Here is an 11,839-nt window from a genome sequence, read left to right as displayed (position 1 = left end):
TAGATATGAAAAAGTTACTATACACTTTAGCAGCCTTATTAGTGTCCAATTTTGTTTTGGCACAAAGCGGTAATAAAAATTATGTAAAAACGACCAGTTTTAGTCAACCGGTAAAAAATCAAGCAGAGATTGATGCTTTGCCGGATTATGATAAATCTGAGAGTATAATTTATTACGATGGTTTAGGGCGACCGGAGCAAAAGATTATATATAGATCAGGCGGAGGGTCTAGTGTTTCTCAAAACAACTTTTTAATTAACGATTGGTCTACTGGAGGTTATAGTAGCTCTTTTTATAGGCCTTCAGGACAAGTAGGAGAAAACGATGTTGTTGACGGTGTGTCTCCATTTGGTGATGCTAGCGTATTATGGGAGTGTAATAATGATGCTGCACGTAATGCAGATGGAGGTTGGAATACAGCCTATTTAGGTATTGATAATACAAAAACGTACCGCTACACCGTTTGGGTAAAACGAACAGGTAATGTTGCTAATGGTAGGACTTATCATGGGACAAGAAATGTAAATAACTTAAGTGGTACGTCCAATTCAAACCCTTATTTTTTCGCAGGTAATTTACCTCAGGCAAATAAGTGGTATTTGATGGTTGGTATAATTCATCCACATAATTTTTCAGGAACAACCAGTACGGGAGAAAGTGGGGTTTATGATATGCAAGGAAATAAGGTAAAACCTGGTAACGAGTTTAAATGGCGTTCAAACACCACGTATTCAAATTTTAGAAGTTATTTATATTACTGTACGGATACAACTGCTAAGCAATACTTTTGGAACCCTGTTTTGCAAGAGTTTAATGGCGAAGAATTTACATTAGCAGAAATCCAAAATACAGATCAAGTTCTAAGTAGTGGTTCTAAAGATATTGTTGTTCCAATTAAATATGATGATTATGGAAGACAAGATAAAGATTACCTACCTGTACCTGTTAGTGGTACAGATGGCTTGTTTAGAGCAAATGACTTAGTGATAAATGATTCTGAGAATTATTATTTAAATCACTTTGAAGAGGATTTAAACCCTAGTGCAGTCAATGTTTTTAGTCAAAAAAGTTTAGAAGCTTCACCATTAAACCGTTTGTTAGAGCAAGCAGCTCCAGGAGAATCTTGGAGGTTAAATAGTACCAGTGATACCGATAATACTATAAAATTTGATTATCAAACTAACACCGCTACAGAAGTATCTCAATTCTCAGTCAATTTTCTTCAAGGAAATCCAGCTACACCACAATTAGTGTACACTACTAAATTTGGAGCCAATCAGCTTTATAAGAATATAACAAAAGATGAAAACTGGAAACCAAGTGATTTAAAAAATCATACCACAGAGGAGTTTAAAAATAAGCAAGGCCAAGTGGTCCTTAAGCGTACTTATAATCAAAATCAAAAACATGATACGTATTATATCTACGACCATTTTGGTAACTTAACCTATGTTTTGTCACCAGAAGGTACTCAAGCTATTGAAAATGCTTCAAATAGTATTAGTCCAACAGTCTTAAATAATCTATGTTATCAATATAAGTACGATTACCGTAACCGATTAATTAATAAAAAAATACCAGGCAAAGGTTGGGAGTCAATTATCTACGATAACTTAGACAGACCTATATTAACACAAGATGCGTTGCAAGCTAGTAAATCACCTAAAGAATGGCTGTTTACTAAATATGATGCTTTTGGAAGAGTTACTTATACAGGGATGTATAAAAATAATGGTACTAGAGATGGTTTACAGATTGCTGTAAAAAATCATGCAAGTAACAATTCTAGTTTGTTATATGAGGACAGAAAGACCTCTGCTGCTAGTCCAGATGCATCAACAAATTTGTATTATACAAACAGAGCGTTTCCTACTAACCCAGCAAAAATCTATACTATTAATTATTATGATGATTATAACTGGGATACCGGTAACGATTTAGAAGCGTCTTATGATTTTGGAAACCCTTCAACGTTAACTAAATCTAATGCAAGTTATACAAAACCAAGCAGTTCTAGTGCTAGTTGGAATGCAGGATTTATCTCTTCAAAAACAATAATGGGAGATGGTTATATCTCTTTTAAAGCAGCACAATTAAATAAAAGAGTTATGGTTGGCTTAACCAGTTCTAGTAGTCCTAATTCAAACACACATTATAGTATTGATTTTGCTATTCATTTAGGGTACCAAGGAAATAGAGTAATTGCATCTGAGTCTGGCACTTGGAAGTCTATGGGGGTGGTGACCTACGAAGTGGGAGATGTTTTTAAAGTAGAACGCTCAGGAAGTCAGATACTATATAAAAAAAACGATGAAGTATTTTATATTTCATCAGCAGTCTCTGCTGTAAGTTTAAAAGGAGATAGCTCATTTTTTGATCCAGGAACTAGGATAGATAATGTGTTTATTGGTCACTCTCAAGAAGGACAAGCATTTACAAGTCAAACAAAAACATTATCTACAGGAAGTAAAGTACGTGTTTTAGAAACCAATAATTGGACAACAACAGTAAGTTATTATGACGAAAAAGCAAGGCCTATTTACTCAACATCTAATAATACATATTTACAAGTAAATGAAGCTGTAACTAGTAAAATAGATTTTAGTGGTAAGGTCCAAAAAACACATCACACGCATATAAGAGATAAAGATGCACCAATAGTTACTGTTGATGAGTTTACTTATGACCATGCAGGACGTTTATTAACACAGCAACAACAAATCAATAAATTTGACAAAGAGTTGTTAGTAAAAAATAGTTATGATGACCTTGGTCAATTAGTAAAAAAACAAGTAGGAGGTAAAATTCAAGAATCAAATAGTTATAGTAACGTCAGTAATAATCTAGAAGTAATAGGTAATAGCATTACTAAAAAAGACACGGATACAACTTACTATGCTTGGGATGCTGGATTATCTACCACGCAATCCATCCCAGGTGACGGTTATTTATCTTACACCATACCAAAACACAATAAGTACTTAATGGTAGGGTTAACCTATGCAGACATTAATCAAAGTTATAATTATATTCATTACGCAATATATCATAATAACGGAATAGTAAAGATTTATGAGCTGGGAAGCAATATAGGTGTTAAAACAACCTATGTTATAAATGATAGTTTTAAGATAGAACGTAGAGGGCAAACAATACATTATATAAAAAACGGAGAGGTGTTTTATACCTCGCAAGTCCCTTCTAGTGCAGGTGCCTTAATCGGAGATATTAGTATGCATAGTAAAGGAGCACAAATCAACGATTTAGTTATAGCTGGTTTAGAAAATGGATTACAAGATGTAGATTACGACTACAATATCAGAGGTTGGTTAAAACAAATCAACGATGTAGATAATATGTCTGATGATTTGTTTAGTTTTAAGTTAAATTATAACACGTCGGATTACGGTGCTACAACCTTATTTAATGGAAATATTAGCGAAACCATTTGGAAAACAGCAAATGATAATAAAGATCGAGCTTACACTTACAACTACGATGCTTTAAACCGTATTACAAATGCAGATTACCATGGTAGCTATGGATTAGTAGCTAACTTAGGAAAAATTGAAGATTACTCAATGAGTATTTCTGGCTATGATAAAAATGGTAATATCACAGGATTAAGAAGAGTAGGACTAATAGAACTTCAAAATAATATAGATTTAATAGATGTCTTAGACTATACGTATGCACCACTAAGTAATCAATTAGAAAAGGTAAATGACAATGCTGGAATTGATGGATTTAAAGATGGACAAAATACAGGTTCTGATTATCAATATGATATTAATGGTAACATGGTTAAGGATTTAAATAAAGGCATTCAGGATATCAGTTATAACCATTTAAATTTACCGGTAACTGTTTCTATTGAATCAGGAGAAGATAATGAAGGTAAAATTTATTATATTTACGATGCAACAGGAGTTAAATTGAGGAAAGTTGTAGATAACGTACATTCTAATGATGTAAAAGCGACAATGTACGCAGGTAACTTTATATATGAAGATCATGAAGATCAAATTATGCTAAAATTCTTTAGTCATACAGAAGGATATATTCAGCAAAAAGTAGAAGGTAAGTTAGATAAAGGAATTGATTATGTCTATCAATTTAAAGACCACTTAGGGAATATTAGATTAGCCTATAGTGATATGGATGATAGTGGCGATATTGATGTTAAATCAGAAATTATAGAAGAGAATAACTACTATCCCTTTGGTCTCAAACATAAAGGGTACAATAATGTGGTGAGTTCCTTTGGAGATCACCCTTATGGATACAACGGAAAAGAGGAACAAAATGAACTAGGTTTAAATTGGCTAGATTACGGAGCTCGTAATTATGATCCAAGTTTGGGGAGATTTATGAATGTTGACCTATTAGCTGAAATAAATCAAAAAGAATTTAGTCCATATAGTTACGTTAAAAATAACCCTATAAAGTTTACAGATCCTAGTGGTATGATATGGGAGGACCCGTCTAAAGCTGAAGATTTAAAAAAGAGTATAAGAGAAACTAAAGCAGGTGTTCAAAAAGAAATAAATAGACTTCAGGGAAAAATTAATAGTGGTAAACTTTCGGAGAGATCAATAGCAAATAAGAAAGAGAGAATTTCCAATATGAATACTAGAATTAAAAGAATGGATGGTTCTATAAAAGATATTGATGCTTTGGGAGCAGATAAGAATAATACTTTTAATTTGGTTAATGGTGGAGAAACCAATTTTGTAGAAAAGAGAAGTGATGGAGTTATTAATATTGAAGGTCCAAATAATGCGCTACATATTCATGAGGTAAAACATGTGGCACTAGCTTTGGGATCTTCTGATGGGTTACAATTTAGTTCTAAAAACCTACTTATGCCTGCATTATCTCGAGATGGTAAGTTAGATGAGATTGAAGGTTATGGAGCTCAATGGGCATATAAGCCAAGTTCTGTACCAGGTTCTGTAAGCGCAGGCGGTAATATAAACTGGACTACACTAGCCCACTTAACTACTGAGGATGGAAATTATGTTTACCCAGCCTTGAGACAAAAACTTCTTAATTATAATAAGCAGATGAAAATCAGTAAAAAAATGAATAAACAAAGAGAGAAAAATGAAAAAAATAATAATTGATATTTCGGTTAAATTAGTTTTAGTATCCTTTTTTATTTCTTGTGCTTCAAAAAAAAACCATATACGAGAAGTTATTGATGGAGTTTACATACAAACAGATAATAGAAGAATAGAACTTCATTTTGAAAACAATTCTTTTTTTCTTAAAGATAATTTTGAGCCTACTCATTTGGCTATCCAAGAATATATATGTTGTGATACTATCGCTTATGGAAATTGGTCGTATGTAGATAATCAAAATTTTTTATCTTTAAGTTCACCAGAAGAATTAAGCACTTTCTATCTTAACTTAGATGTAACTGAAAAACATAAAGATTCTAAGGATATTACTTTTGTTATTGATAACCCTATAGAAAGAAGTCACGAAAAAAAAGGTGCTTCAAATGAACTATTATATTCTATTAGTATAACAAAACAGAATGGAGAGGTAATGACTAAAACGTCAATCAATAGAATAATTAAGATTGAAGATATTAGTGAAATAAGTATGTTTGAAATAATTGTATATCCAAAATGTGACATTCCTCTTAGAGACTTAGCTTCTAAAGAGATTTTTACTATACCTTATGATGTGAAAAAAGCCAATACTAATTTGTTCAATATTGATATACCAATGTTAAATTATAAATATTTGAGTTTGAAGAGGCTAGATAAAGATTATGTAAGAGTAAAAAATAAAAACATACTTATTTGGGATGGAAAAGAATATGTAAAGAAATAATTTAACCCTGCGAATTTTAAACTTTATAGTAGTAAGAATTTGAAATTTAAAAAAAGCCACCTTCGGGTGGTTTTTTTATACCCCCTGCTAGCGCTCGTCTGTGACGAGTGACGTTATGAGTAAGATATTATAAAAGCTTTTACAGAAATGTAAAAGCTTTTTGTGTTTTAGGAGTATGAGTAGGAAATACAAGTTTCATAACAAAGCAGGTTTATATTTTGTAAGTTTTGCGACCGTAAATTGGATTGATGTTTTTACCAGACAAGTGTATTTTAATGTGTTAGCAGATAGTATAAATTATTGTAGAAAAGAAAAAGGAATGGAGCTATATGCCCCAGCTTGCCCCTGCTAGCGCTCGTCTGTGACGAGTGACGTTATGAGTAAGATATTATAAAAGCTTTTACAGAAATGCAAAAGCTTTTTGTATTTTAGGAGTATGAGTAGGAAATACAAGTTTTATAACAAAGCAGGTTTATATTTTGTAAGTTTTGCGACCGTAAATTGGATTGATGTTTTTACCAGACAAGTGTATTTTAATGTGTTAGCAGATAGTATAAATTATTGTAGAAAAGAAAAAGGAATGGAGCTATATGCTTATTGTTTTATGCCAAGTCATATCCATTTTATATTTAGGTCTAGTAACGAAAAGCCTATGGAATTACTGAGGGATTTTAAAAAATACACATCAAAAAAAGTAATAGAAGCTATAGAAAATAATCCACAAGAAAGTAGAAAAGAGTGGTTATTATGGATGTTTAAAAGAGCAGGTAAAAAACAAGGAAATGTATCTACCTATCAATTTTGGCAACATCATAATAAGCCAATAGAGTTATGGAGTGAAGATGTTATTAAACAGAAAATAAATTATATCCATAATAATCCTAAAGTAACAGGTTTTGTAACCAATGCTATAGATTGGAAATATTCAAGTGCAAGAAACTATCAAGATGATAATACAGTTTTAGAAATAGACAGTACTGGTTTTTTAGGCTAAAGTTAAGAATAAGTTAATCTTGCTTAATAATGACTTAAAAAAAATAGTTATAACATTAAAGACTTGTTTTAATCAAGGCGCTCTATGCTATTTAATTGTTTTAAGGTGTCTTTGCCCTTAGTGCGCTTTGACAAAGCGAATCTAATTTAGTTTAGTTAGTATTTGTAATGTGTTAAAGTTATAATTAAAATAGAGGTAATCTTTATAAAATTGTACTAACTGTTTAGTCTTTAAATCGTGAAACAGAGATATAAAGTATTAGGGAATACACAATCAATATTTGTAACGGAAACCATAATATATTGGAAGGTTTATTTGTAGATGAATACATTTTATAATACTAGACGATGCAGTAAATTACTGCACCAAGCATAGAGGATCAAATGCGCATAACAATGTGTATACAAGCAACTATATATAACAACAAGTTACAAGATGTAATTAGATATTTTTAATAAAAAACACACTTCAAAACAATTTATTAAAGCAATTAGAATCTATCCAGAAAGTAGCAAAGACAGGTTGTTATACAAATTTAGTTACGTTGCGAATCGGGTTAAAAAAGCTGTGAATTATAAAACCTAAAAAGATGGGTGTTATGTTGTACTACTTAACAATCATAATAAATAGAGCAAAGTCTAAACGACATACATTATAATTGTGTAGCATCATACAGTGCTTTTGACCAGTGGGATTTGAAGAATATAAGTCGTACTGTGTATTTAGATGACAGCAAACAATCCACTTGTTTTATTAATTACAATTTTATGGTAAATTACTATTAGCAAGGTGAACCCTTTCTTTTAGTGTTGTAATTGGTTATGCTTTGTCGGTAAATATGTCTAATTTTATAGCGCCTTTTTTATTAAATTAAGATAAGGCTTTAGTGTTATATATTTACAAAAAGCAAAATATTTAATGAATAAATTAGTTGTAGTATTAGTAATGGTAATAGGACTTTCAGGTTGTAAAACCATTTCCATTCAAAAAGAATCACAACAAACAACCACTCAAAACATGATGTTGGGTGTTGTTGGTAATCAAAAAGCTTTTTTTTTAGAGCAAGATTATAATCATGTAGCAATACCGGATTACAATCAACCAATTAAAGTGCAACCTAATGTGATTGCCTTTTCTAAGTCTTCTTTTAGTGCTTTTAAAAGTGCGCAACAAACACAAAATAATACGATTGATGTTAATTATATAGATTCTGTTAAAACTAACCAATCAAGTTTCTTAAAGCTAGAAATAGCAGATAGAGTTAGCGTTATAAAAGCACTAAAAAGTAAAGAAAACACAGAGGTGTTTCAGTTTTTACAAAACAATAATCAAACACATATTGTCACAAGTATTTCTATAGCGTTAAACCAAGGTGATCAAGATGTAATTAGAAATGCAGATGAAGTCTTTCTGGAAACATCAGGGGTTAAAAATTATGTGTTAAAAGCGTATATAAATAAAGCGTTGCAGCAGACTATAAAATTTACAGATGGCGTGGTGTTTACCTATCAGACGTCTAGTGCCTGCTGGAAAGAAGATAGTAAATATCAATTACAAATTATAGATTTGGTGGAGCGTAATGATAAATGCCCTAGTAAATCATATCTTTCAGCAAAACGTGCTAAAAAGAAGATTAATTATTTCAATTTTTAAAGATGAAAAACATAAGTTTTATACTAACTCTTTTAGTAATGTTTAGTTGTGATGATATTATTGAAGTAGAGGATATTTCAAGCAGTACAATAACCGTTTTAGCGCCACAAGAAGGTAGTGCGCTTACTAATTCTAATGTAGTATTCTCTTGGGAAGGTATTGAAGATGTTGAAAATTACCATATACAAATTGCAAATCCAACATTTGCAAATGCGATAGAGGTTATTGCAGATTCTTTAGTAACTAATACTAGTTTTTCTGCAACGTTGTCTACAAATAATTATGAATGGCGTGTAAGAGCAGAGAATTCCGGTTATCAGACAGCGTATACTTCTCAGAATTTTTCGGTTACAGAAACAGATGCAGTTGATATTTCAACCGAAACAGTTGTTTTATTAGCGCCTGCGGACGGACTTGTTTTTGACACTACAGAAACTATTAATTTTTCTTGGGAAACACTATTAAATGCTAACAGCTATGTTGTACAGATTGCTACACCAAGTTTTGCAGATGCCATAGAAATTATTGAAGATGAAACAACAACTGCGACTAACTTTAGTGTGTCTGCTTTAGATGCAAGTAATTATGAATGGCGTGTAAAAGCAACAAATTTAGATTATCAAACTAATTATACTACACAAGGTTTTACTATTGAATAAAACAAAAACATATCTGCTTCTTGTAGTCGTCTTAGCTATTTGGGGTACTATTGGTTACAAAATAATCAACGGTATAAACTCTAATACTCCAGAATTAAAAGTCCAAGAATTTAATGTGTCTTTTAACCCAAAAATCAATCCGAAAATTGATACATTCTCTATCCAAAAAACAAATAAAGATCCTTTTTTAGGCACTTTAACTTCCAAGCTTATAAAAGGAAAAGCCAAGACAATTTCTAAAGATAAAAAAACAGAATACTATCCAGTAGTATCTTTTAGTGGTGTAGTAAAAAAACAAAACACTTCAGATCAAATTTTTGTTGTTTCTATTAATAATAAGCAATATCTTCTAAAAAAAGGTCAAAAAGCAGATAGTGTAACTTTAATAAATGGAAATATTAAAGCAATTATTGTAAAATATAAAAATAAATCTCAAAGCATAAGTCGTAATTAATGGTTTGGTTAAAACTAAAGGGTGGGGCATTGCAACTTACACTGTTTATAGCTGTGGTAATAGCGTTACTTCTTGCGGGTTTTATTTTATTGATACATACGCACAAACGTTTTAATATTCAGACGGATTTTATAATACAAACAGCGCAAAATAGTAGTAAGGGTATAAGCCAAGTATTAATTAATCGCGTGCCTTTAAATGATACCATAAATGTAGGTTTAGAAGATGAAGATTACCAAAGTTTAAGAGTGTATCGCGAGTTTTGGGGTGTTTTTGAAAAAGTAACTTCTACAGCAAGTATAAAAAAAAACACGTTAAAACGTGTCGCTTTAATTGGAGGTGTACAATCTAAAAATAACAGAACAGCATTATATGTTCAAGACAACAATAAACCCTTGGTTTTGGTTGGTAATACAAAAATCGAAGGTGTTGTTTATCTGCCAGAAAGAGGTGTTAAGTCGGGAAGTATTTCGGGGCAATCTTATTATGGTGCCCAACTTATTTATGGGCCCATTAGAAAAGCAGTTGGTCTACCTAGTTTAGGTAAAGAGATTATATCTCAATTAACATCTGTTGAAGCCCAAGTTAATAAAACAGAAGTAGAAGATTTCATAACTTTAGAAAATGAAAAAACATTGTCGAATTCTTTTTTGAACAAAAAACAGATAATATTTTCTAATTCAGAAATAAGACTCAATAATATTAATATAGCTGGTAATATTGTTATTCAATCAAAAATTAAAATAATTGTTGAAGCGTCAGCATCATTAAATGATGTGATTTTGATTGCTCCCGAAATTGAAATAGGAGATTCTGTAAAAGGTGTTTTTCAAGCAATAGCTTCAAAAAATATTTTTGTTGGCAAACAAGTAACCATGGAGTATCCATCTGCCTTAGTTTTTAGTGCGGAACAAACTGAGCAATCAAATAATGATTTAGATACGTTAAATAAAAACAGCATTTTTATAGATGATTATTCAGTAATAAAAGGTGTTGTGATTTACATATCTACCCCCAAAGCTCAAATAAATAATTATAACCCACAAATAGAAATAAAGGAAAATGCTACGGTTATTGGGGAGATCTATTGCAGTGAAAACTTAGAGTTAAAAGGTAGGGTTTATGGAAGCGTTTTTACTAATAATTTTATAGCAAAGCAATCTGGGTCAGTATATCAAAATCACATTTATAATGGGGGTATAATGGTCAATAATTTACCTCAAGAATATATTGGTTTATCATTTAATGATTCTAAAAAAGGAATTTTAAAATGGCTGTACTAAAACAAAATAAAAACATGTGGACAACTTTATACCTGGTTTACCGCCTAAAAGGGTCTACATTAATGGAGACATTAGTAGCAACCGTATTGATAGTTGTTGTCTTTATAATGGCAAGTATGGTTTTAAATACGATTTTTTCAAGTAGTATTAAAAATAACACTCGTGCTATTAAGGCACAATTAAACCAATTACAATATTTAAAACTAAATGATAAATTAGAGTTGCCCTATCAAGAGTCTTTAGGAGATTGGTCTATAAGTGTTGAGAAATATATAGAGAATAATCAAACTATTATAGAATTTGAAGCAACCAATATAAATACCAATAAAACTATTGAGAGAAAGGAAAATGAAACAAAATAGTAAAACAAAGGCCTTTACACTAAGCGAAATGATTATCGTACTAATATTAACAAGTATTGTTGTAGGACTAGCTTTTTCTGTATTAAGTTTAGTGCAAAAACATATGAGTAGTATTCAGGAAAATTACAATAATACGACAGTTTTAAATAAGTTAGAAACAGCATTGTGGTTAGACTTTAATAGATATAACAGAATAGTATTTGATACTTTAGAAAACGAATTAAAGTTTGTTACAGCTTTGGATTCTGTCTCATATAAATTTCATGAGAACTATATCATAAAGGGACAAGATACTTTTAATATCACTTTAGAAAATAAAGTATTTTACTTTGTAACGGAAACTGTTGAAGATGGTAGGATAGATGCCTTAAAATTAGAAACAACTAAAGTATTACAGAATCAACAACTTTTTGTGTTTAAGCAAAATGATGCATCAACATTTATGAAATAAAAGTAGATGAATTAGTGAATTGTAAAACTAATAACTTGCCATTGCTATTTATGTAAATAGCTAGTGTAGCTTACAATGTGTAAGGTTAAAGCTTTCTGATGGTAAGCTTTACTTTTTGAATTTAAAAAATAGATTA

9 protein-coding genes and 1 pseudogene are annotated in these 11,839 nt (G+C 30.9%); all 10 read left to right on the top strand.

Translation table 11 applies throughout. The features are described 5' to 3' along the window. The first annotated feature begins 5 nt into the window (after positions 1-5). The 10 genes and pseudogenes from BMZ09_RS07135 (at position 6) to BMZ09_RS07090 (ending at position 11,703) form a co-directional block, all read left to right on the top strand. Positions 6-5,126 carry a DUF6443 domain-containing protein gene (locus BMZ09_RS07135; protein WP_177183515.1) on the top strand — a complete coding sequence of 1,707 codons (5,121 nt, stop codon included), beginning with the start codon at positions 6-8 and terminating at the stop codon, positions 5,124-5,126. Then, on the top strand, positions 5,107-5,847 hold the full coding sequence (locus BMZ09_RS07130) for a hypothetical protein (RefSeq protein ID WP_090838911.1): 741 nt from the start codon (positions 5,107-5,109) through the stop codon (positions 5,845-5,847). The genes BMZ09_RS07135 and BMZ09_RS07130 overlap by 20 nt, the downstream gene beginning before the upstream one ends. 175 nt (positions 5,848-6,022) lie before the next feature. Beyond that, positions 6,023-6,178 (top strand): annotated as a pseudogene (locus BMZ09_RS16330) (transposase); the annotation flags it as partial. A 105-nt stretch (positions 6,179-6,283) separates the two neighbouring features. Further along, the gene (locus BMZ09_RS07120) at positions 6,284-6,841 is read left to right on the top strand and encodes an REP-associated tyrosine transposase (protein ID WP_090838909.1); all 558 of its coding nucleotides are present in this window, start codon (positions 6,284-6,286) and stop codon (positions 6,839-6,841) included. Between the two features lie 918 nt (positions 6,842-7,759). After that, entirely contained in the window at positions 7,760-8,494 is a 735-nt protein-coding gene (locus tag BMZ09_RS07115) for a hypothetical protein (RefSeq protein WP_090838907.1), read from the top strand. 2 nt (positions 8,495-8,496) lie between these two features. Further along, positions 8,497-9,153, top strand: a complete 657-nt coding sequence (locus BMZ09_RS07110) for a hypothetical protein (protein WP_090838905.1) — start codon at positions 8,497-8,499, stop codon at positions 9,151-9,153. Beyond that, a complete protein-coding gene (locus BMZ09_RS07105) occupies positions 9,146-9,607 on the top strand; it encodes a hypothetical protein (protein WP_090838903.1) in 462 nt (153 codons plus the stop codon). The genes BMZ09_RS07110 and BMZ09_RS07105 overlap by 8 nt, the downstream gene beginning before the upstream one ends. Then, complete coding sequence (locus BMZ09_RS07100; protein WP_090838901.1) at positions 9,607-10,890, top strand: hypothetical protein; 1,284 nt, start codon at positions 9,607-9,609, stop codon at positions 10,888-10,890. Before BMZ09_RS07105 ends, BMZ09_RS07100 begins: the two co-directional genes overlap by 1 nt. After that, complete coding sequence (locus BMZ09_RS07095) at positions 10,878-11,252, top strand: PulJ/GspJ family protein (RefSeq protein ID WP_245741101.1); 375 nt, start codon at positions 10,878-10,880, stop codon at positions 11,250-11,252. Before BMZ09_RS07100 ends, BMZ09_RS07095 begins: the two co-directional genes overlap by 13 nt. Continuing rightward, positions 11,239-11,703, top strand: a complete 465-nt coding sequence (locus BMZ09_RS07090; protein WP_143067791.1) for a PulJ/GspJ family protein — start codon at positions 11,239-11,241, stop codon at positions 11,701-11,703. Before BMZ09_RS07095 ends, BMZ09_RS07090 begins: the two co-directional genes overlap by 14 nt. Positions 11,704-11,839 lie beyond the last annotated feature (136 nt).

The organism is Olleya namhaensis (genome assembly GCF_900114005.1).
Classification (GTDB): domain Bacteria; phylum Bacteroidota; class Bacteroidia; order Flavobacteriales; family Flavobacteriaceae; genus Olleya; species Olleya namhaensis.
Note: the sequence above shows the minus strand (reverse complement) of the source record. Positions and strands in the feature narration are given on the sequence as shown.